The organism is Pelovirga sp. C15f (assembly GCF_057178085.1).
Genome location: NZ_JBXUCV010000001.1, coordinates 326,512 through 347,071 on the forward strand (window position 1 = coordinate 326,512; position 20,560 = coordinate 347,071).

Here is a 20,560-nt window from a genome sequence, read left to right on the forward strand (position 1 = left end):
TCTTTAGTGCTGCTTCAGTTGTCTGCGCTCAGGTAGCGCCCTGCCCAGCAGGCTATCAGCTCGCCAACATATAGAGCATCTGCTTCTTTTGACAGCAAATGGTCAGTATTGTCGAGACTTATAAAGGATTTGGGGTGTCTGGCTGCCTGATAAATCAGCCGTGCGTTGTCGATGTCGACCACCGGGTCATTGGGTGAATGCAATACCAGCAACGGTCGTCCAAGTTTTTTGATTCTCTCTTCCGATCTATGGGTTGCCAGATCTGCAACGAAATCCCTGCTAATGGTGAAACTGCGTCCGGCTATTTCTACCGTAGCAGAGCCTTTTTCTTTGATTTCCTCAATCGCCTTATCCAGCAGGTGAGTAACGTGCTGTGGATCAAAAGGTGCAGCTACGGTCACTACGGCGCGGACGGATGAGATCAGGTTGGTCGCTTGCAGGACGGCCGCGCCGCCGAAGGAATGACCGATCAAAATATCCGGTCCGGAGGCGTTCTCTTTGAGCCAGGTAGCGGCGGCTACCAGATCACCGATATTTGAGGAGAGATGCGAAGAGGAAAAATCCCCCTGACTTTCCCCCAGTCCGGTAAAGTCAAAGCGCAATACGCCGATGCGTTTGTTGGTCAGGGCGCGGCTGATGTGGCGGGTTGATTTGAGGCTCTTGCCACAGGTAAAACAATGGGCAAACAGGGCCCAGCCACGTGGTTCAGTGTTTTCAGGTACATCAAGGATGCCCGCGAGCTGGTGACCACTGTCAGGATTTCTGAAGCTGATCTGCTTGTTGCTCATGTTGACTCCGACGTTGTTTAATGGTGTTTTGAATAATGATGATAAATCCGATCAGAAAGCTGAACTTTGCGTGACTTTTCCGTCAAATTATTTTATACGGTACCGAGCACCAGCTTTCAAGGAGATGGATCATGGCGCGCAAAATATTTGTAGCCGCAACCGGCATGAACAGTGGTAAAACGACTACCAGTTTATCATTGATGCATATGGCATTGCGTAAATACAAAAAAGTTGGGTTTATCAAACCGATCGGTCCCAAACCGGTCGAATTTCAGGGGCAGGTTGCTGATAAAGATGCGGTGTTGATGGCGCGTTACTTCGGACTTGAAGACGACCTGCAGCTGATGTCTCCCTTTGTCTTAAAAGGCGGGGATACGCGCCGTGTGATGGATGGGGAGTTGCCCCGGGAGCAGATTCGCAATCAGGTATTCGGGGCGATAGAAGAACTGGACAAAAAAAACGACTTTCTGATCATCGAAGGCGCAGGTCATACCGGAGTCGGTACTGTTCTGGGCTGCAACAATGCTCATATTGCCAAGACCACCGGTGCAACGGTGCTGCTGGTTACCGGTGGCGGACTGGGAAATGTTATTGATACCGCCCAGGTGAATATCGCGTTGTTTCAAAAAGAGCAAGCACGGGTAAAGGCTATTCTGATCAACAAGATCATACCGGACAAGCGTCAACAGACCCTCAAATATCTGGATATGGCCTTTGCCGATGAAGATATCAAGGTGCTTGGCGGCTTTAATTATCAGCCGATTCTTGCCAATCCGACCATGCGCCGTATTGCCGGGGTCCTTGGCGTTGAACTAAAAGCCAACCCCGATCAGTCTCAGCGTATTATCCATCACGTTCAGATTGGCGCGGCTTCAGCACAACGGGTCGTCGAATTGCTGCGCGAATCTACTCTGGTCATCGTTAATAGCAGTCGCGATGAATTATTGGTAACCCTGTCCAACCTTTATCACCTCGACGAGTTTCGCCCCAGGATTGCCGGCGTGGTTATTCCGGGATCAAGTGAGATCAGTCATATCACCATGAAAATCATTAACAACAGTGGTATCCCTTACATGATTGCCCGGCGCACCTCGTCCAAGGTGTTTGAGATGATCAGTGATGATGTCTCGAAGTTGACGGTGGAAGATACCCATAAACTAAAGTTATTGACTGAACTGGCCGAGAAAAGATTGAATTTTGAAGAGATTGATGCACTGCTTGACGATTAGGTTTTGTGCAGACAACCTGCTGTCATTGCTGCAGGATGGAACCATTTGTGCGACTTTTGCGATGGAGATAAAACAAGTATGTTAATCCGTGTACGTTATAAAGATGGTCGCATCGACCTGGTTCCCTCAGAAACCCTCGATGAAATGATCCTGATGAGTGACATTGAGCGCATTGAGCGCAATAACAGCTGGGTTGTGCTTGGTGAAGAACCGGTTCGCAGCACCTTGCGCGGTCGTTATTACGGGTTGGGACGACAGCGAAAAAAATAATGTGAGTGATATGTCTGTTACCACTGTTAAAAACGCCCCTTTGCTGCAGATCCAGGATTGGGGCGTACTTGTATATCCTCAGGCCTGCGCCCGTCAGCAGGAAATGGTCCAGGCGCTGTTGTCCGGTGATGGCATCAACACCCTGGTGCTGACTGAGCATCCAGCCACCGTGACCCTCGGGCGACGCGGGGGGGAATCAGATCTGCGTTGTGGTGAAGATGATTTTGCTGATCGTGGCGTATTCTTGCAGCGGATTAATCGCGGTGGTCTGGCTACCGCTCACGAACCCGGGCAGCTGGTAGTTTACCCGGTAATGGAACTGCCGGTCAGGGATCTGCGTCACTTTACTTCCGGCTTTCTCAAGGTTGTTATCGATCTGCTTGCACAATATGGTGTTGTTGGCGAGTTGCAATCGGGCAATCCCGGGGTCTGGGTGAAAGGACGTAAAATCTGCAGCTTTGGTATCGCCCTGAAACGTTGGGTGACCTGCCACGGTATCGCCCTGAACCTGAATAATGATCTCTCAACCTTTGATTTGATTGTGCCCTGTGGGGTGCCTCATGAGCAGGTAACATCCCTGGCACGAGAAATGGGCAAGCCGGTTGATATGCAGCAAAGCAAAGAACTGATGGCGACACTGTTTTGTCAGCAATTCGGCTATCAGCCCATGTTTAGTGACAAGTAAATCTTAAACCGTGAGCCGTGAGCGGTTAACTGTTCACAGCTCACGGTCTTAAACCAATGATAAGTGGAGGTTTTATGCGTAGTCTGGCTGGGAAAACCCTCTTCATTACCGGTGCCAGTCGTGGTATCGGCCTTGCCGTGGCACTGAAAGCGGCCACCGACGGTGCCAATATTGTTGTGGCTTCCAAAACTACAGAGGTCCATCCGCAACTGCCCGGCACCATCTACACCGCCGCTGAACAGATTTGCGCAGCCGGGGGACAGGCCCTCCCGCTGGCTGTTGATATCCGTGACGAAAATCAACTGCAGGCTGCGGTGGCAAAGGCCGCTGAGACTTTTGGTGGTATAGACATCCTGATCAACAACGCCAGCGCCATCTTTCTGGCTGGGGTGCAACAGACGCCGGTCAAGCGGTTTGACCTGATGCATCAGGTTAACGTCCGCGGTTCTTATCTGGCCGCAAGGTATTGCCTCCCGCATCTGCTCAAGGCAAAAAATCCTCATATCCTGTCTTTTTCTCCTCCACTGAACCTTGATCCCCGCTGGTTTAAACAGCACGCCGGTTACACCATGTCCAAGTACGGAATGAGTCTTGCGGTTATCGGTCTTGCCGCCGAGTACGGCGAGCAGGGCCTTGCCGTCAATGCGTTATGGCCGAAGACAGTCATTGATACGGCCGCTCTGGCGATGCTGGGTGGCATGGTCAAGGCTGAGAATTGTCGCACTCCGGAGATCATGGCGGATGCCGCCTGGTATCTTCTGACTCGTGATTGCCGCCATGCCAGTGGTCGCTTTTTTATTGATGAAGAGGTCCTGCGCGAAGAGGGTATTACAGATTTCAGCAGCTATGCTGTTGCGGCAGATCAGCCCTTGTACCCCGATCTTTTTGTGGATTGATGATTATATTAAAAGCGATGCGTCCCTGCACGATTTCTGCTAGGATGACGCTCTTGTCAGCGACATGCTTAAGGAGAAGAAGATGAACACAGATTTCCAGACGGTCGTCCGGTCGGTCCGTGATTTGCCACCGATGCCGGCGGTTGCCAACAAGGTTCTGGAGCTATTGGGCGATCCGGATGTCAACTATAGCAAGCTCGGCGAGGCAATCTCCAGTGACCCGGCAGTGTCTGCGCGCTTGCTCAAGGTTGCCAACTCGGCCTTTTACAGTATGAAGCGTCAGATCAAAACCCTAGATCACGCGATTGCCATCGTTGGTGAAAAAACCCTGCGCAGCCTGGTTCTGGCAGCCAGCCTGGAAGGGATCAGCAAATCCTACGGACTGCTGGAAAAACTGCTGTGGGAAGATGCCATGGGTTGCGCTATCGGCAGTCGTATTATTGCGCGCAAGTTTTCTTCCGCCGATCCGGAAGAAGCCTTTCTTGCCGGGCTGTTTCGCCACCTCGGAAAGGTTGTCATGAACTACAGCGAACCTGATACTTACCGTGCGCTGGTTGAGGCAGCTTACGCAGAAGAGATGGCAACATCCGAAATTGAAGAACGTTTTTTCCCTTATGCCCACGAAGTTGTTGGTGCTGCAGTTCTGCACAAGTGGAATTTTAACCGCTCTTTGGTGATGACGGCACTTCATCACAAAGATCTGGATATATCGCCGGATGAAGAGGAAGATGCAGAACAGATGCTGCGCCTGGCCGCTACCGTGAATCTTGCCGGGTTTGTCTGTATGAAGCTCGGGATTGGCCGCCGCCAACCGCTGGAGGATCTTAACGTGGCCGAATGTCCTGGTGCTAGAGCGCTAAAGCTCTCAGAAGAACAGGTAGATGGAGTACTGGAAGAAATTGACGAAGTTTTTAATGAAAATCGCGAGTTCTTTATTGGTTGAATTGTCGCCATCAATGTCACTGAAACGGGGGAAGCAATTTGCTTCCCTTTTTTTGTCCGGCCGGTTGCGGCATCTGACATGAAAGCGCGCCTTGATGTGATTCTTGTGGAGCGTGGTCTGGCTGCATCGCGCGATCGTGCTCGCGCATTGATTCTGGCCGGTCAGGTTGTGGTTGATGACCACCGTGTCGACAAAGCTGGCCAGCAGATTGATCAACATGCCGATATCCGCCTGAAATCAGGAGATATTCCGTATGTTTCCCGTGGCGGATTAAAATTGGCCGGGGCCCTGGAGGCTTTTGGGCTGCAGGTGAGTGGCCGGATTGCCCTGGATGTCGGTGCGTCAACCGGAGGTTTCACCGATTGCCTTCTGCAGAACGGTGCCGCTAAGGTTTATGCTGTTGATGTGGGTTATGGGCAGCTGGCCTGGATGTTGCGTGACGACACCCGGGTCATCAACCTTGAACGCTGCAATATCAGGCACCTGCAACCGGAACATTTAGCTGATATTCCGGGGCTGGCCGTCATTGACGCATCTTTCATATCGCTGGACAAGGTATTGCCTAATACCCTGAAGCTGTTGAGCCCTGAAGCTGACATCATCGCCCTGATCAAGCCACAGTTTGAGGTTGGCAAAGGGCAGGTGGGTAAGGGGGGAATTGTCAGGGATGCTGCGCTTCACGAACAGGTGGTTGAGCGCATTCGGCTGCTCGCACTCGATTCAGGTTGCCGGGTTGAGGGTGTTATCGAGAGCCCGGTGCTTGGATCTAAAGGCAACAAAGAGTTTCTCATCCATCTAAAAAAACAGTGGTCTTGTCGTTAACGGCGAAGTCAAATGATTAGCTCTTAAGGCCAATCTTTGTTAGAATACAGGGTCAGAAATGTAGCTGAAAATTATCATCAGAATAGAGGTGATCCATGTCGACTGATTGTCTGTTCTGTAAAATTGCCGGCGGCGACATACCGGCCAAGATCTGTTATCAGGATGATCTTGTTGTGGTGTTCGAAGATATCAACCCTCAGGCACCGACTCATCTACTCCTGATTCCCCGTAAACATATTGCAACCACCCTCGATCTTTCGCCGGACGATAACGCTCTGGTCGGTCATATTTTTCAGGTTGCCGCAAAAATTGCAGCGGATCTTGGGTTTGCTGAAGAAGGTTTTCGTATTGTAAATAATTGTAATCAGGCCGGTGGTCAAACCGTCTGGCATGTGCATTTTCATCTCCTTGGTCAGCGGCAGTTGACCTGGCCTCCTGGTTAAATGATGTCCATCGGTTACATTCTGGATGAGCATATTCCGGTTTCCGTACCGAAACTAGGTGACGCTGGTAACATATGATGATTATGGTTGACGACAAAACTGAACAACGCCTGATGCATGACATCATGGAGCTGCTGGTCACCCACTATGGTGCTGAGCTGAGCGAAGATGTTCTTGATCTTGAAATTGCACGTCTTGAGATGGCCCTTAACGATGCTCGAGAATCCCATCGTGGGCAGGTGCGCAAGTCGGGAGAGCCTTATATTTTTCATCCTTTGCGGGTTTCACATCTGGCAGCCCGGCATTGGATGGATTTTTCTTCGATTATCGCCGCACTGCTCCATGACGTGGTGGAAGACACGCCGGTAACCCTGGAGGAAGTGAGGGCCAAGTATGGCGACGAAGTTGCTCACCTGGTCGACGGCTTGACCAAAGTAACTTCGGAGTTGATGAGCCGTGAAGATTTAAAGAAAGAAACCTACAAAAAAACCCTTCTGGTAGCAATCAGCGACATTCGGGTCTTGTGCCTGAAGTTCTGGGATCGTATCGATAATCTGCAAACGATTGAGGCATTGCCTCTGCAAAAGCAAAAACTGATCGCTGAAGAGACCCGTAGCGTCTATGTGCCCCTGGCGCGGCATTTGGGAATGGGCTATGTCGCAACGGAACTCGAATCTCTTTCCCATTCGCTGCTTTACCCCAAACGCGCCAAACGATATCAGCAGGTGATTGCACAGCTGCAGGAAGAAACCTCGGGGTACCTGCGCCAGATTCGTGGCAAGATTCATATCGCCTGTGAAAAACAGAAATTATCGGTAGTGATAAAGGAACGCTGGCGGCCCTTTACCGTCCCGGCGGCACAGGAGATGGGGCGAGGCTTCGTTACCCTTTTTACCCTGGAAGTGCATGTTGACCGAATGATGGATGCCTATCTGTTCCTCGGACTTCTGCATAGTCTTTTTCCGCCCATTCCCGGCAAGCTGCGGGATCATTTGAACCAAACCTCTCAACATGGTTACCTGGCAATTAAAACCACTGTTCAGGCTGAAGAACAGCGGATGCGCGTAGAAATCACTACCCGCAAACTGGCACGTTTTAATCAGGCGGGGGTACTGGCGCCCGGATTCCGATTCCGTCATGACAACTTCCGGACCCTGATGAAATCCCTCATGGACGGCGAATCAGCCTTTGATACCGAATCGCTGAAGCTGGCATCGGCAACGATCCAGGTTTATACCCCGCAAGGGGAGGTGCGTAAGTTGCCGGAAGGCAGTAGTGTGCTGGATTTTGCCTTCGATATTCATGATTCGGTGGGTCTTCATGCCAGCCGTGGAATAATCAACGGACGCATTCGTCAGCTCAAGCACCGACTGCTGGATGGCGATCAGGTCATGGTTGAAACTTCGCAGGAACCTGAGGTGTTGCCAAAATGGCTGGAGTGGGCGATTACCCCGCGAGCACGCAACAGTATCCGCCGTTATCTGCGCAACAAGGTGCGGGCAGCGCAAACAGAAGCAATAAATGAAAAGGAGTAGCGATTGATCCGTTTAGTTATTATCTTTGTCTTCTGCAGTTTGTTGTTGCCGACGATGGCTGGTGCTGCTCAGGTTAACGCGTTTATTTACCATCGCTTTGATGACGACCGGTACCCCTCAACCAATATATCTGTTGATATCTTTGCCCAGCAACTTCAATACCTGCGTGAGCGCGATATCCCGACGGTTTCTACCCGAGACATTTCCGAAAGGATCGCCCGCGGTGCAGCATTGCCCGACCATGCGGTTATGGTTACCGTCGATGATGCCTATCTGTCCTTCTATGAGGCCGGCATGCCGGTTATCCGTGAATTCAGCATTCCCGTATCTCTGTTCGTTAACACCGATTCTGTTGGTACGCCGGGCTATATGTCGTGGGAACAGATTCGTGAGGTAGTCGCAGATGGAGTAGAAATCGGCAATCATACGGCCAGTCATGTTTATCTGGTAGAAAAGGCGGCGGGGGAATCGGATGCCCAGTGGCGTCGACGTATTTATGATGACATTTTAAAAGCGCAGCAAGCCTTCGAACGTGAACTTGGTTTTGCCCCGAATATCTTCGCGTACACCTATGGAGAATACTCGGCAGAAATTATTGATTTGGTAAAAGATCTCGGCTTTATTGTCGCCTACGCGCAACAATCCGGAGTGATTCATCAACAGCACGACCTTTTTACTTTGCCGCGCTTTCCCATGGGTGGACCTTTTGCTACCCTCGCTGATTTCAAATCAAAAGTGGCGATGAAAGCGTTGGTTGTCACTGAACAGCATCCCGTTAGTCCGGTGATCTTCGATACCAGCAGCCCCCCGGTACTGGATCTGTATCTGCCAGGTATTTCGGGTAACGGCGCCCAGTTTAACTGTTTTGCCCAAGGGGGGAACCGCTGTACAGTGCGTGTCAATCAGAAACGCGGCACAGGCTGGTATCAGGTAACGGCAGATGGACCATTGAAAGGTAGACGTAATAAATACACGTTGACGCGGCAGACGCCCGAAGGTGGGTGGCAGTGGTTCAGTCAATTATGGATTATCGCCGATAACCCGCCACACAGTGGACGGAAATAAATCAGTCTTTGCGCAGACTGGCGCCACCCAGACGTTGCAGATTGTTGTGGCGGATCATCGCTTGAATTTCACGAACATAGTCTTCACCGCGAACGGAATAACTCAATAATCCTTCAGCCAGAACCAAGCCATCGGGATTTGTATCTGTGTCCTGTTCCTGGCGTAAATAGCGGAAGCTTTGATAGGCGTCGTGGGTGTTCAGGTTGTTGGCGTAGGATCGAACTGATTCATACAGGCTGGAAAATTTGCGTACTTCGTAGATCTCCCCTTGCGGCCGTCCCTCAGGGACAATTCCCTGGCCGGGGATGAAGGTCCATTGGCCAAACAGATTGTTGGCGACCAGGCTGAAACGGGAGGTTCCCCAGGCTGATTCGTTAGCTGCCTGTGCCAGGGCGAGTTCAACCGGAATGATGTTGGCTCGACGTAATAGAATCTCAATCGCCTGGTTGATTCCTTCCGCCTCCAGATCGACTTTATAACGGGTGGCGAGGGCTTGGAGAGTTGCTGTCCGTCCCCGATCAAGGGAGCCTGTTGTGTCATACTGCTGTTGAATGGCTAATAACTGCTCGCGCTCGGTAAGAATTTCATCATTGACCAGCAGAATGAGCGGCAGCATGATTTTAAAAAAGATCTGCTTGCGTGTTTTAGTCTCCGGGATGTGGCTTAAGTCTTTCGGCATGCTATCGACGATCAGCGGCGGTACGCCATCGTCGATCTGATCAAGTTGATAATTGTAAAGCTTGAATGTTTCTTGCAGCCCCTGATATGATGGCGCATTGGCATCGATTGCTTCTGTGTCATCCGCTATTGGGCCGGTATTGTCGCGGCAACTTGCCAGAAACAGACCCGCCAGCAGGGTAATGAAGAGCAAGTTTGTTGTTTTCAAAAAACTGTCCTTTTTCGGATGGCGTCCGTACTGCCCATCTTAGATAGTGGCTACTGGAAACCTTCAGGTAGCCACTATGCAGTTTTCAGTGTCTTTGATCATAAAGAAAAAAAGAATTTGATTTTATACCCAAGCTGACAGATTTAGTCAATGCAGACACGGGTTTCGGCAGGAAAGCGCTACCGCAGACACAGGAGACGACATGAAAACCTATCGCAAAGAATTGTTTTTTGAAATACCTACCCGTCGTGCCTTTGTCAATATTACCGCTAACGTTGTTGATTGTATTGAACAGAGTGGGGTCAAAGAAGGCCTGTTGCTGTGTAACGCCATGCACATTACTTCCAGTGTGTTTATCAATGACCATGAATCGGGTTTGCACCAGGATTTTGAAGATTGGCTTGAAGGATTGGCTCCCCATGCGCCGATCAATCGTTATCGTCATAATGACACCGGCGAGGATAATGGCGATGCTCATCTTAAAAGAACCATTATGGGGCGTGAAGTGGTTGTTGCTATTACCGACGGCAGGCTCGATTTCGGCCCCTGGGAGCAGATATTCTATGGTGAATTTGACGGTAGACGGCGTAAGCGGGTGCTGGTCAAAATTATTGGCGAGTGACAGCCATAAACTTTGCTATTAATATGATATGATCCGCGTAAGAGAGAGTATGGCATCATGTAGATCAGTTGCTGAAGTGAGGCAACATGGAAACGATAAAAACAGCAAGCTTTGAATATTTGATCAGCCTGGCAAAGGAAAAACCCGAGGGCGGTTACCGTTTTGTTCTCGATGGCGCTGAATATGACATTCAGGATGTACTGGAAATTTCAGCGATTGCAACCAGGCATGGCTACATTGTGATTTATTAAACCATATGTTGAAGGGAGAGAGTAAATGTCTGATTTTATTGAAGAGGCTGGCGTTGAGAAGAATGTGTGCTACACCCTGGAGGTAGCGCTGGAAAAGTCCATTGTAATGGAAGAGAGAGCCTTCCGCAATCTGCTTCATGCCGTAAGAATCGTCAAGGATCGTCAGGCAAAAGCGATCCTGCGGGATGCGGCCAAGGAAGAACTCGGTCATAAAAATTTGATCGAGAATGCCCTGCTTGAAGGACATGATAAAAATGCTTCAATCATGACCGAACCATTATCAAGCATGAACCTTGACTATGTGCTCCAGCAGAAGGAAATAGCCCCTGACGCTGATGCCCGTGAATCTTTGGCCTATGCTATACATCTGGAAAAACAGGCGGTCAAGTTTTATAAGGCCCTGATTGCCGGCTGCGAAGGCGCCCCAATGATGGAACTGTTCAAGCGCCTGATGGCTGACGAAACCCGTCATCTGCGGACACTTGAAGATCTTTACGAGAAGATCTTTTTGACGGAGAATTGATAAAGACAGAATAAAGAATATAGGATACAGAATGTAAAGAACTCTTTTCTGGGTTTTATATTCTAACTCTTGAATTCTTATTATGTGAATAAAATATGTTTCCAAAGGGTTCGACCGATAAGGTCGGACCCTTTTTTTGATAAGTTTGGCTCGTAGAACAGTGTCACAACAGAGGCGGTTTTAGGTGTATCATCTTTATGGAAATGTTTCTTTTCTCCTGAATTCAGTATTCCATATCCTGTATTCTGCCTTATATGAGGACCCATAAAATATCAATATAAACAGATAATAAGTTTATATAATAAAAACACCAGTAGCTGAAAAACAATGTTTGCGCAATGTATTTTCTCCTGCTATAGTTTTAAAACAATGTTATGACTAGGGAGGATGCTATGGATCCCAATCTGATCAAAGGTGTTTTTGCTGTTTACATAGTAGGTGTTTCGTTGATTCGACTGATGGACGATGATGAACATTATTATCTGGCGGTGGTAAAAAAGGTTTGGGGTCGCAGTCAGGGGTTGACGCTGCATTTTATTGCCAATGTATGTATACCGATGGTCTTTGCCCTGATTGCTTTTTCTCAGGGGTTTGTTGCGATGGCATCTTAAGAACCTTACCAAAAAACCTTATAAGCATTAAAAAAGGTCGCAGGTCTTTATGGATCGCGGCCTTTTTTGTCGGAAAATTTTACATTGCGTTTAGGTGGTTAATGAGGGTTCTGCAAGTGTTTGTAACTACAAGAATTATTTATTAGGCATGAATTGTGCGATAGTGCTTTTAAATAAACAACGAGTCTGTGGGAGGCCGTTATGAAAAAGATTTTATTTAGTTTAGTAGTGATCATGTTTTTGTTTGCTCCGTTGGCGTTTGGTTTGACCATTAGTGACGTTGGTTCAGTGGATACATTCCTTGCAAAAAAAAATCTCACAAACTCTAACCCTGACACAGAAACTATTTTTGTCAATGATACCGTTGGTGGCAACAACAGTTTTGTTTTTAAGTTCGAAATTCCTGGTAAAGATCTAATTTTATACGATTTGGGTCAAAATCGTTATGCCTTTGATTTCGGCAAGTACCTCCCAGAATATTTTATTGTTAAAAAGGGAAGAAGCTCGTATTTGTATGAAAATCTAGATGAGTTTCAATACGGTGTTATTAAAAACCTTACTGGTGGACCGAGTTTTAGTGAAGTGAGTCATATTTCAATTTTTGGAGGAGTTCCGGTGCCAGAACCCTCAACTCTATTTCTCTTCGGTGCCGGTATCGCCGGTTTGGCAATGTATCGTCGTAAAATAAGTTAATCCGTACAGTAGATTACCGTAACAACCTCAAAGCCCCGGCATGACGTCGGGGCCATTTTTGTCGGAAAAAATTACAGTATTGACAGTATTGGAGCCGCGGTTGTTGTCATCCCTCTTGACAAAGCTGGTGGCTCTTTTTTATTTTTTGGTGTCAGGGTTTCACTGTAGGGGCACGATTCATTGCGCCCGATTGTCACTAAACAACACATGCAGGGCACAACGGATTACGCCCCTACGGTGGTATTTAAGTTTTCAACAAAAATAATCTGAATATGTTAGGCTCCCGCCTTTGCCAACATAAACTTTTCGATCAGAATTATGATGATCAATATTTTTTACGGAGGATTGAACCAATATGAGCAAGAAAGTTAAAAAAGAAGAAGGTCAGATTTCCATTCACACCGAAAATATTTTCCCCATCATCAAAAAGTGGCTCTACAGCGACAAGGATATTTTCCTGCGCGAGCTGGTTTCCAACGCGGTGGATGCCATTCACAAACTGCAGAACGTCAATCTGCTTGAAGGGTTGCAGCTTTCCGATGAGTACAAGGTCAATATCCACATTGACAAGGATGCCGGCACCCTGACCGTTTCCGATAACGGCATCGGCATGACCGCCGATGAGGTGCGTAAGTATATCAACCAGGTGGCTTTCTCGTCGGCGGAGGACTTTGTTGAAAAATTCAAGGACCTCGAAGATAAAAACCAGATCATCGGTCATTTCGGGCTCGGCTTTTATTCAAGCTTCATGGTCGCTGAAACCGTTGAAATCCGTACCCTGTCTTATCAAAAAGAAGCTCAGGGAGTGCATTGGATTTGCGAAGGGACCACCAGCTACAGCATTGAGCCGATCAAAAAAGAACAGCGTGGAACCGAGGTAACCCTCCATCTGAATGACGATGAAAAGGAATTCCTTGATCCGGTTAAGGTGCGCGAGTTGATCAAGAAATACTGCAACTTCCTGCCGGTCTCCATCTGCCTCGAGGGGGAGGAAGTCAATGACAAGAATCCTCTCTGGACCAAGGCATCTACCGAGATCAGCGATGATGAGTACAAGGAGTTTTATCGCAAACTCTACCCCATGTCGGAGGATCCTTTATTCTGGATCCATCTGAATATTGATTTTCCCTTCAATCTCAAAGGGATTCTCTATTTCCCGCGCCTTACCAACGAATTCGACGTCACTCGCAGCCACATTAACCTGTTCTGCAACCAGGTGTTTGTCTCTGATAGTACCCCGGAGCTGATTCCGGAGTTTCTGACCCCGTTACAGGGAACCCTGGATGCTCCTGATCTGCCATTGAACGTCTCACGCAGTTACCTGCAGAACGACCCACAGGTTCGCAAAATTCGCGAGGTGATCAGCGGGCGCGTCGCATCAAAAATCGTTGATCTGGCGAAAAAGGACCATGAAGCCTTTGTGCCGATCTGGGAGGATATTCATTCCTTTGTCAAATACGGCATGATGCGGGAGGACAAGTTTTACGACAAGGTCAAGGATCAGGTGATCTATCGTTCTACCGGGGAAAAGCGCTATACAACCCTGCCTGATTATCTTGAGCGAGGTAAGGATCAACACGAAAATAAGGTTTATTACGCTAACGATGAAGGAACCCAGGCAACCTACTTAAGGCTGTTCAAATCGCAAGGGTTGGAAGCACTGATCCTGGATGCAATGATCGACAATCATTTCATCCAGTTTCTCGAGTCGAAGAACAAGGATCTCAAGTTCGAGCGGGTCGATTCCGATATTACTGAGAACCTGCTTGAGCACGACGATTCCAAGAAAATTGTCACTGGTGATGACAACCAGACTAAAGAAGAGAAGATTGAAAAGATTTTCAAGGATCATCTCGATATCAAAGGGTTGCACATACGCGTTGAAACCCTCAAGGACGAATCGGTTCCGGGGATGATCCTGCTCAACGAGCAGCAGCGTCGCTTCAAGGAGATGACACGGATGATGGGGCAGGGTAGCGAGATGCCCGACCTGTTTGCCGACCACACCCTGATGGTCAACACGGCCAGCCCGGCCATCGCTAAAGTGTTGTCATTGCAGGATGCCGATGATACTGACACCGTCAACATGCTGGTTGATCAGATTTACGATCTCGCCATGCTCTCCCACCAGGCGATCAGCAAAGAACGTATGGCCGGGTTCATGGAGCGCAGTGGGAAGTTATTGGGGATGATTTAAAGTTCAGTGAGCAGTGAGCAGTGAGCGGTTTACCATTCACCGCTCACTGCCTACTTATTCCTCCAACTGCCCCGTTTGTCTCAACGCTTCAAAAAGAATAATCGCCGTTGCATTGGCCAGGTTCAGGCTCCGCACTACCGGTGAAAAGATCGGAATACGGATTGCGCGATCACCGGCTTCTTCAATAAGATCCTCCGGCAACCCTAAGGTTTCCTTCCCGAACACGATAAAGTCACCTGCCGCAAACTGCACCTGGGTGTAATTATTCCGTGCTTTTTTTGATGTGTACCAGAATCTGCCGGCGGGGAACTCCTGCTGCAGTTGCTCAAACGAATCCCAGCGCCGCAACTTAACGTGGGGCCAGTAGTCGAGACCGGCACGGCGTACCTGCTTGGCATCGATGGAAAAGCCCAGCGGGCCGACCAGGTGTAGCCAACAGCCGGTCGCCGCACACAGGCGACCAATGTTGCCGGTATTTGGCGGGATTTCCGGTTCAATCAGGACAATGTGAAAAGGAGGGATTGATGTTTTTGGATCGTTTGTCATGGTTATGAACACAATTTTTTTAAGTTAAATGGGCTCTTTTATGTGAGCAACGCAGCAATACCACAACCGGATGCTGCCGGAAAAGATAAAACTTGCCAAAGAAAAGCCCTGCTAACTTAGTAATCAGCAGGGCTTTTCTTTCAAACCTTTATAAAAGTCATTTCAACTCTGCAATGCCTGAGTAAAATCAGCGATCAGATCATCAATATGTTCCATCCCCACCGACACCCGGATCATTCCCGGTGTCACCCCGGCGGATAGCTGCTGCTCAGTGGTCAACTGGGAATGGGTTGTCGAGGCCGGGTGGATCACCAGAGTTTTAGCATCACCGATGTTTGCCAGATGGCTGGCGAGCTTGACCTTGTTGATAAAGCTCTTGCCGGCATCATGCCCGCTCTTGATTTCAAAGGTCAGGATCGCTCCTTGTCCCTTGGGCAGATATTTTTGAGCACGGTCATAATCTGGATGATTCGGTAATCCCGGATAGCTGACGTGTCCAACCTGGGGATGATTATTGAGCCAGGTGGCAAGCTTCAGGGCGTTGTCACAGTGGCGCGGCATCCGTACGTGCAAGGTTTCGAGCCCCTGGATAATCTGGAACGAGTTGAACGGAGAGATGCAGGGTCCCATATCGCGCAGCAGGGTCAGACGCATTTTGAGGATATAGGCCAGATTGCCCAGCGCCTCATGGTAGATCAGCCCGTGATAGCTGGGATCAGGGGTCGTGAATTCCGGGAAACGTCCACTCGCCCAATCGAAACGTCCGCTATCCACGACAGCGCCACCGATACTGGTACCATGGCCACCGATGAACTTGGTCAGGGAGTAACAGACAATATCGGCGCCATGGTCGATAGGACGAAACAGATAAGGAGTAGCGACCGTGTTGTCAACAACCAGCGGCAGACCATGCTCATGGGCAATAGCAGCAACAGCGTCAAAATCATCGACATTGTTCTGTGGGTTGCCGAGGGCCTCAATATAAACCGCCTTGGTGTTTTCATCGATAGCGGCGGCTATATTTTTTGGATCAGAACTGTCTACAAATTTTACGTTTATCCCCATGCGTTTAAATGTATGGTTGAAGAGATTGTAGGTGCCGCCGTAGAGGGTGCGCCCGGATACGATGTTATCACCGGCCATCGCCAGATTCATGATCGCCAGGGTGATGGCGGCCGAACCGGAGGCCAGAGCCAGGGCCCCAACACCACCATCAAGGGCGGCAAGGCGCTGTTCAAGGACGTCGCTGGTCGGATTCATCAGACGGGTATAAATATTGCCCAGTTGTTTAAGAGAAAAAAGGTCGGCCGCATGTTCTGCCGAGTCAAAGGTATAAGAAGTTGTCTGGTAGATGGGAACAGCGCGGGATTTGGTGGTTGGATCGGGCTGCTGACCGGCATGGAGGAGCAAGGTTTCAATGGCGTGCTGGTGTTGATCGGGCATGGGTATCTCCTGTTGTTGTGTACAACTATTTATAGTTTATCAATAAGGTAGGAAAAGCCTTTAGGATTCTATAGCAGACGGATGGTTAATCTGCAAGGGAGAATCCACGGATGATTAATTTTTCTCTGGCTTAGATTGTAAAAGTACATCGATAGTGGTAGTGCGTTTCCAGGTTCGCAAAGCTTGCCTTCGGCTCAACCATTCCTCACGGCGTCAAGGCACTACGACTGCCGCTTCTCATGGAAAAGGGACAGGCTCCGTGAGGTGCCTGTCCCTGTTTTTTGGTGAACTTGGTGCCATCATGGCCGGAAAGGGTCGCTTGCTGATCAGTTTTGACTGACCATCAACGCCTGCTCGACATCGGCTATGATATCGTCAATATGTTCAATACCCACCGATACCCGGATCAGGTCAGGCGAAACTCCGGACGCTATCTGTTGTTCTTCAGAAAGTTGGCGATGGGTGGTGCTGGCCGGATGGAGCACACAGGAACGCGCATCCCCGACATGAACGACCAGAGCAATCAGGTGACAGGCCTCCATAAATTTAATTCCAGCGTCTCTACCGCCCTTAATACCAAAGGTTAACACCCCACTGCAGCCTTTGGGCAGATATTTCTGGCCTAAATCATAGCTCGGGTGGCTTTTCAGCCCGGGATAGTTGACCCAGGTAACGCTTGGATGCTGCTGGAGATAGGCAGCCAGTGTCAGGGCATTGTGACAATGGCGCTCCATTCGCAAGGGGAGGGTGGTTAAACCCTGATTAAACAGAAAACTGTTTTGTGGCGCAGGGGTTGCTCCCAGGTCACGCATATACTGAACGCGGGTTTTGACAATGTAGGCAGCGGGTCCAAAGGTGTCATGATAGCGCAGACCGTGGTAGCTGGCATCAGGTTCGGTAAGTTCCGGATATTTGCCATCCCTGCTCCAGTCAAAGGTGCCACCATCGACAATCACCCCGCCAACGCTGGTGCCATGACCGTCGATATACTTGGTTGCCGAATGCACAACAATATTGGCTCCAAGCTCCAGGGGTTTGCACAAGTAGGGTGTGCCGAAGGTGTTATCAATGATTAACGGCACATTCATGCGCCTGGCGAGTTCGCTGAACTTGGCAAAATCGAGGACATTCAATCCGGGATTACCGATGGTTTCGGCAAACAGACAGCGGGTTTCCGGTCGAAATGCCGCCTGCAACTCCTCCAAAGCCGCTTCCGGGTTAACAAAGCTGACCTCGACCCCCATTTTGGGCAGGGTGTTGGCGAACAGGGAATAGGTGCCGCCATAGAGGGTGCCGGTAGACACAACGTGCTGACCGTTACGGCAGATATTGAGGATGGCCATAGCCGACGCCGCCTGTCCCGATGAGGTTGCCAGCGCGCCTACGCCACCTTCCATCAGGGCAATCTTGCCCTCAAAGGCGGCAGTGGTCGGATTGCTGATGCGGGTATACATGTGGTCGGGCAATTCCAGATCAAAGAGCTTGGCGACATGATCGGCACTGTCATATTTATAGGTTGTGCTTTGGCAGATGGCCGGGATGCGGGGTTCCGTCGGTTTGGGCTCGTAGGTCCCCTGAACCGCCTGGGTTTCAATTTTCCAGCCTTTTTGCATGGAATGCCTCCTTGAATAATGTCATTGTATAAATTGCTGCCTGGTATAAGTCATGAATTGCAAATACTAGCAGATTGGATTTAAAAGCGAAACGTATCTGTTGAACGCTGTCCCGGGAGCGGTTGAATCCCCGCAGTGAAACAAACAAGAGGATTGAAGGTGTTCAGAATACCGGTCGACGTGCGCCGGCAGAAGGGGAGAGATCATGACAGTAGACTTTTATGTGCTTGTTTCAACGATAGCCCAGTGGAGTGTGTTTTCCCTCGAGTTACTGGGAATCGGGATTATCATGTTGTTTTCGTTTTACGCAACCTTCTATAACCTTTACCTGTTAGCGACAAAGGGCGCAAGCGAGGAGCTGTTTCATAGTTATCGTTTGCAGCTAGCGCGTGGTATTCTGCTGGGGTTGGAGTTTCTTGTCGCGGCAGATATCATTAAAACCGTAGCCGTTGAACTTACTTTTTCCAGCGTCGGCATGTTAGCGGTCATCGTCCTGATAAGGACATTCCTCAGCTTTGCCATCGAGATAGAGATGAGTGGTTACCGGCCGTGGCAAAAACAACAGAAATGATCTGGTAGCATCAATGAAATATGCCCTTCTCAACGAAATCGTGGCCGAACTGCAAACACAGATTGCCGGTGCACGTATATCAAAAATCCATCAGCCCGAAGCTGAGATGCTGGTGCTGCGTCTGTGGAACGGCTCAGATAACCTGCGGTTATTGATATCTGTTAAGCCGGGTCAGCAACGCATTTACTTAACTGACAGGGAATGGCTTAATCCGCATCAGCCACCACGGTTCTGCCAGTTGCTGCGTTCACGGCTCAGTCGTATCGACCGGATACAGCTGGTCAATGATGATCGCGTGGTACGGATTGATTGCCATGGACCCAAGGGGCCTTGTTTTTTGATTGTTGAAATGTTCGGTGCCGTCGGCAATATGATTCTGGCCGATCAGCACGATACCATCTTTGATGTGCTCAAGCGCGATCGTGGTGAAGATTCAGGTCGACAACTGTCAGCAGGGAAACGCTATAATTACCCCGACAAATCCGGGGCCCCGATTGACCTGGCACAAAGCCCTGCGCCACTGCCGGAAGGATACGACTGCTGGAGTGATTATCTCGATCAGCAAGGAAACAATTCAGCTGTCCCATCGACCCCACAGGGAATACAGCTGCGCCTGCGCCAGGCGATTGGGCGTCAGCAAAAAAAACTAACGAAGCGTTTTCAAAAGATCAGCACAGAGCTTGACCGTCAGCAGCTGGCGCAAGAAGAAAGAATCAAAGGTGATTTGCTCCTGGCTAATCTCCATCTGGTGAAAAAGGGGATTGAACAGCTAACCGTGACGAATATATTTTCTGACGCAGAAAAAACGATGGATATCCTTCTGGATACACGCCTCTCCCCGCAACAGAATGCTCAGAACTACTTCAAAAAATACAAAAAAGCGGCGCGCGGCGTTGACCACAGCCAGCGCCGCCTCTTAGAAACGCGGGTCGAATTGCAGTGGTTGGAAGAATTACTGTACCAGCTGGACGATCATCCAGAACCTGCCGATCTGGAAACCATCTATGCCGAGCTTGATGAGTCCGGTCTGCTCAAAGGAACTGACGCGCACCATAAAAAACGTACCCGACAGTCCAGTGCGCCACAGGAACTGGTCAGCCCTTCCGGCATCAAGGTCCTGCGTGGCAGAAATAACCAGCACAACGATCAGTTGTCCGGGCGTCAGCTGAAAACCGGGGATTTCTGGTTTCATGCCAACGGTTGTCCCGGTGCCCATGTGGTTCTCAAGTCATCAACCGTCGCGGTGCCTGTAACCGATGAGGATATCATCTATGCTGCAACCATCGCCGCGGGATATTCCAAGGCCCAAAACGATGCCAAGGTCGAGGTGATGATGGCAACCGCAGAGAACATATCGCGTCCCAAGGGCGCTCGCCCCGGACTGGTCAGCGTAAAGAAGTACAAGACCCTGATGGTAGCGCCGTTACGGCCCTGATACCCTTTGATGAAGGTCAGTTTTTTTTGTTGCAAACAAAAAATTCCTTTGTTATAACGTGCCCACGTTTCATGCCGAAGTGGTGGAATTGGTAGACACGCTAGGTTCAGGGTCTAGTGGGCGTAGGCCCGTGGGAGTTCGAGTCTCCCCTTCGGCACCAAAAAAAAACAGACCGCGAAAGCGGTCTTTTTTTTTGCCCTCATATCGAGACTCGAAGCGGGCGAGCCATTCCTTTCACACCAGAAATAATGAGAATGGGGTGTTTAGATCAATCCTTTGATTATTAGGTGTGCCATTTAACAGATGTAAGGCGTCCGGATTATTCTTGAGTCCGCTGATTGAGTGAAAACCTAAAACTGTCCTGTCATTTTGATCAGATCCCTGCATGCCTCGTCTGGTTGCTGTCATAGTCCACAAGAATGTTCAGTATCTCTAATAATCTTATTGGCGAATCATATTTTTAGTTGCAGGAGAAGTAAAAGCTGATAATATG

At 49.4% G+C, this 20,560-nt stretch carries 22 protein-coding genes and 1 tRNA gene; 18 read left to right on the forward strand and 5 right to left on the reverse strand.

The annotated features are described in order from the left end of the window. Positions 1–14 precede the first annotated feature (14 nt). The gene (locus AC1931_RS01630; protein ID WP_483875481.1) at positions 15–788 is read right to left on the reverse strand and encodes an alpha/beta hydrolase family protein; all 774 of its coding nucleotides are present in this window, start codon (positions 786–788) and stop codon (positions 15–17) included. A gap of 131 nt (positions 789–919) precedes the next feature. Here AC1931_RS01630 and AC1931_RS01635 point away from each other — a divergent pair, with 131 nt between their 5' ends. From AC1931_RS01635 to AC1931_RS01675, 9 genes are all read left to right on the forward strand, one after another. Next, positions 920–2,017, forward strand: a complete 1,098-nt coding sequence (locus tag AC1931_RS01635) for a phosphotransacetylase family protein (RefSeq protein WP_483875482.1) — start codon at positions 920–922, stop codon at positions 2,015–2,017. Positions 2,018–2,095: 78 nt separating this feature from the next. Further along, on the forward strand, positions 2,096–2,287 hold the full coding sequence (locus tag AC1931_RS01640) for a GSU3473 family protein (RefSeq protein WP_483875483.1): 192 nt from the start codon (positions 2,096–2,098) through the stop codon (positions 2,285–2,287). A gap of 10 nt (positions 2,288–2,297) precedes the next feature. Next, positions 2,298–2,972, forward strand: a complete 675-nt coding sequence (lipB, locus tag AC1931_RS01645; RefSeq protein ID WP_483875484.1) for a lipoyl(octanoyl) transferase LipB — start codon at positions 2,298–2,300, stop codon at positions 2,970–2,972. 74 nt (positions 2,973–3,046) lie between these two features. Next, the gene (locus AC1931_RS01650) at positions 3,047–3,868 is read left to right on the forward strand and encodes an SDR family oxidoreductase (protein WP_483875485.1); all 822 of its coding nucleotides are present in this window, start codon (positions 3,047–3,049) and stop codon (positions 3,866–3,868) included. A gap of 82 nt (positions 3,869–3,950) precedes the next feature. Next, positions 3,951–4,811 carry an HDOD domain-containing protein gene (locus AC1931_RS01655; protein ID WP_483875486.1) on the forward strand — a complete coding sequence of 287 codons (861 nt, stop codon included), beginning with the start codon at positions 3,951–3,953 and terminating at the stop codon, positions 4,809–4,811. A gap of 78 nt (positions 4,812–4,889) precedes the next feature. Next, positions 4,890–5,633: a TlyA family RNA methyltransferase gene (locus tag AC1931_RS01660; protein ID WP_483875487.1), complete on the forward strand. Its 744-nt coding sequence runs from the start codon at positions 4,890–4,892 to the stop codon at positions 5,631–5,633. Positions 5,634–5,728: 95 nt separating this feature from the next. Continuing rightward, positions 5,729–6,076: a histidine triad nucleotide-binding protein gene (locus AC1931_RS01665; protein WP_483875488.1), complete on the forward strand. Its 348-nt coding sequence runs from the start codon at positions 5,729–5,731 to the stop codon at positions 6,074–6,076. 74 nt (positions 6,077–6,150) lie between these two features. Next, positions 6,151–7,611 carry an HD domain-containing protein gene (locus AC1931_RS01670; protein ID WP_483875489.1) on the forward strand — a complete coding sequence of 487 codons (1,461 nt, stop codon included), beginning with the start codon at positions 6,151–6,153 and terminating at the stop codon, positions 7,609–7,611. Positions 7,612–7,614: 3 nt separating this feature from the next. Beyond that, positions 7,615–8,676, forward strand: coding sequence for a polysaccharide deacetylase family protein (locus AC1931_RS01675; RefSeq protein ID WP_483875490.1), 1,062 nt, complete (start codon positions 7,615–7,617; stop codon positions 8,674–8,676). Between the two features lies 1 nt (position 8,677). Here AC1931_RS01675 and AC1931_RS01680 read toward each other — a convergent pair whose 3' ends face one another. After that, a complete protein-coding gene (locus AC1931_RS01680) occupies positions 8,678–9,562 on the reverse strand; it encodes a glucosaminidase domain-containing protein (RefSeq protein ID WP_483875491.1) in 885 nt (294 codons plus the stop codon). A gap of 202 nt (positions 9,563–9,764) precedes the next feature. On the opposite strand from AC1931_RS01680, the gene AC1931_RS01685 reads away from it, so the two are divergent. The 6 genes from AC1931_RS01685 (at position 9,765) to htpG (ending at position 14,459) form a co-directional block, all read left to right on the forward strand. After that, positions 9,765–10,184 carry a secondary thiamine-phosphate synthase enzyme YjbQ gene (locus AC1931_RS01685; protein WP_483875492.1) on the forward strand — a complete coding sequence of 140 codons (420 nt, stop codon included), beginning with the start codon at positions 9,765–9,767 and terminating at the stop codon, positions 10,182–10,184. Between the two features lie 86 nt (positions 10,185–10,270). Further along, positions 10,271–10,435, forward strand: coding sequence for a hypothetical protein (locus AC1931_RS01690; RefSeq protein WP_483875493.1), 165 nt, complete (start codon positions 10,271–10,273; stop codon positions 10,433–10,435). A gap of 25 nt (positions 10,436–10,460) precedes the next feature. After that, positions 10,461–10,958 carry a ferritin family protein gene (locus AC1931_RS01695; RefSeq protein ID WP_483875494.1) on the forward strand — a complete coding sequence of 166 codons (498 nt, stop codon included), beginning with the start codon at positions 10,461–10,463 and terminating at the stop codon, positions 10,956–10,958. A 392-nt stretch (positions 10,959–11,350) separates the two neighbouring features. After that, complete coding sequence (locus AC1931_RS01700) at positions 11,351–11,569, forward strand: hypothetical protein (RefSeq protein ID WP_483875495.1); 219 nt, start codon at positions 11,351–11,353, stop codon at positions 11,567–11,569. A 201-nt stretch (positions 11,570–11,770) separates the two neighbouring features. After that, positions 11,771–12,262, forward strand: a complete 492-nt coding sequence (locus tag AC1931_RS01705) for a PEP-CTERM sorting domain-containing protein (protein ID WP_483875496.1) — start codon at positions 11,771–11,773, stop codon at positions 12,260–12,262. Positions 12,263–12,617: 355 nt separating this feature from the next. Then, positions 12,618–14,459, forward strand: a complete 1,842-nt coding sequence (htpG, locus tag AC1931_RS01710) for a molecular chaperone HtpG (RefSeq protein ID WP_483875497.1) — start codon at positions 12,618–12,620, stop codon at positions 14,457–14,459. Between the two features lie 54 nt (positions 14,460–14,513). On the opposite strand, the gene AC1931_RS01715 is transcribed toward htpG, so the two are convergent. The 3 genes from AC1931_RS01715 to AC1931_RS01725 all read right to left on the reverse strand — a co-directional run bounded on the left by AC1931_RS01715 (position 14,514) and on the right by AC1931_RS01725 (position 18,061). Beyond that, on the reverse strand, positions 14,514–15,005 hold the full coding sequence (locus AC1931_RS01715; protein ID WP_483875498.1) for a tRNA (cytidine(34)-2'-O)-methyltransferase: 492 nt from the start codon (positions 15,003–15,005) through the stop codon (positions 14,514–14,516). Between the two features lie 162 nt (positions 15,006–15,167). Beyond that, complete coding sequence (locus AC1931_RS01720; protein WP_483875499.1) at positions 15,168–16,448, reverse strand: O-acetylhomoserine aminocarboxypropyltransferase/cysteine synthase family protein; 1,281 nt, start codon at positions 16,446–16,448, stop codon at positions 15,168–15,170. A gap of 326 nt (positions 16,449–16,774) precedes the next feature. Further along, entirely contained in the window at positions 16,775–18,061 is a 1,287-nt protein-coding gene (locus tag AC1931_RS01725; RefSeq protein ID WP_483875500.1) for an O-acetylhomoserine aminocarboxypropyltransferase/cysteine synthase family protein, read from the reverse strand. Positions 18,062–18,266: 205 nt separating this feature from the next. On the opposite strand from AC1931_RS01725, the gene AC1931_RS01730 reads away from it, so the two are divergent. The 3 genes from AC1931_RS01730 (at position 18,267) to AC1931_RS01740 (ending at position 20,227) form a co-directional block, all read left to right on the forward strand. Then, complete coding sequence (locus AC1931_RS01730; RefSeq protein WP_483875501.1) at positions 18,267–18,632, forward strand: DUF1622 domain-containing protein; 366 nt, start codon at positions 18,267–18,269, stop codon at positions 18,630–18,632. A 13-nt stretch (positions 18,633–18,645) separates the two neighbouring features. After that, entirely contained in the window at positions 18,646–20,067 is a 1,422-nt protein-coding gene (locus tag AC1931_RS01735; RefSeq protein WP_483875502.1) for an Rqc2 family fibronectin-binding protein, read from the forward strand. 73 nt (positions 20,068–20,140) lie between these two features. Next, a tRNA-Leu gene (locus tag AC1931_RS01740) sits at positions 20,141–20,227 on the forward strand. The last annotated feature ends 333 nt before the right edge of the window (positions 20,228–20,560 follow it).

Excerpts from the sequence above, each read along its gene's own strand:
- AC1931_RS01630 (WP_483875481.1), bottom strand. The coding sequence starts at position 788 with ATGAGCAACAAGCAGATCAGCTTCAGAAATCCTGACAGTGGTCACCAG.
- AC1931_RS01705 (WP_483875496.1), top strand. The coding sequence starts at position 11,771 with ATGAAAAAGATTTTATTTAGTTTAGTAGTGATCATGTTTTTGTTTGCT.
- AC1931_RS01660 (WP_483875487.1), top strand. The coding sequence starts at position 4,890 with ATGAAAGCGCGCCTTGATGTGATTCTTGTGGAGCGTGGTCTGGCTGCA.
- AC1931_RS01655 (WP_483875486.1), top strand. The coding sequence starts at position 3,951 with ATGAACACAGATTTCCAGACGGTCGTCCGGTCGGTCCGTGATTTGCCA.
- AC1931_RS01670 (WP_483875489.1), top strand. The coding sequence starts at position 6,151 with ATGATGATTATGGTTGACGACAAAACTGAACAACGCCTGATGCATGAC.
- AC1931_RS01685 (WP_483875492.1), top strand. The coding sequence starts at position 9,765 with ATGAAAACCTATCGCAAAGAATTGTTTTTTGAAATACCTACCCGTCGT.
- AC1931_RS01650 (WP_483875485.1), top strand. The coding sequence starts at position 3,047 with ATGCGTAGTCTGGCTGGGAAAACCCTCTTCATTACCGGTGCCAGTCGT.
- AC1931_RS01730 (WP_483875501.1), top strand. The coding sequence starts at position 18,267 with ATGACAGTAGACTTTTATGTGCTTGTTTCAACGATAGCCCAGTGGAGT.
- AC1931_RS01715 (WP_483875498.1), bottom strand. The coding sequence starts at position 15,005 with ATGACAAACGATCCAAAAACATCAATCCCTCCTTTTCACATTGTCCTG.
- htpG (WP_483875497.1), top strand. The coding sequence starts at position 12,618 with ATGAGCAAGAAAGTTAAAAAAGAAGAAGGTCAGATTTCCATTCACACC.
- AC1931_RS01690 (WP_483875493.1), top strand. The coding sequence starts at position 10,271 with ATGGAAACGATAAAAACAGCAAGCTTTGAATATTTGATCAGCCTGGCA.
- AC1931_RS01635 (WP_483875482.1), top strand. The coding sequence starts at position 920 with ATGGCGCGCAAAATATTTGTAGCCGCAACCGGCATGAACAGTGGTAAA.
- AC1931_RS01665 (WP_483875488.1), top strand. The coding sequence starts at position 5,729 with ATGTCGACTGATTGTCTGTTCTGTAAAATTGCCGGCGGCGACATACCG.
- AC1931_RS01640 (WP_483875483.1), top strand. The coding sequence starts at position 2,096 with ATGTTAATCCGTGTACGTTATAAAGATGGTCGCATCGACCTGGTTCCC.
- AC1931_RS01695 (WP_483875494.1), top strand. The coding sequence starts at position 10,461 with ATGTCTGATTTTATTGAAGAGGCTGGCGTTGAGAAGAATGTGTGCTAC.
- AC1931_RS01725 (WP_483875500.1), bottom strand. The coding sequence starts at position 18,061 with ATGCAAAAAGGCTGGAAAATTGAAACCCAGGCGGTTCAGGGGACCTAC.
- AC1931_RS01700 (WP_483875495.1), top strand. The coding sequence starts at position 11,351 with ATGGATCCCAATCTGATCAAAGGTGTTTTTGCTGTTTACATAGTAGGT.
- AC1931_RS01735 (WP_483875502.1), top strand. The coding sequence starts at position 18,646 with ATGAAATATGCCCTTCTCAACGAAATCGTGGCCGAACTGCAAACACAG.
- AC1931_RS01720 (WP_483875499.1), bottom strand. The coding sequence starts at position 16,448 with ATGCCCGATCAACACCAGCACGCCATTGAAACCTTGCTCCTCCATGCC.
- lipB (WP_483875484.1), top strand. The coding sequence starts at position 2,298 with ATGTCTGTTACCACTGTTAAAAACGCCCCTTTGCTGCAGATCCAGGAT.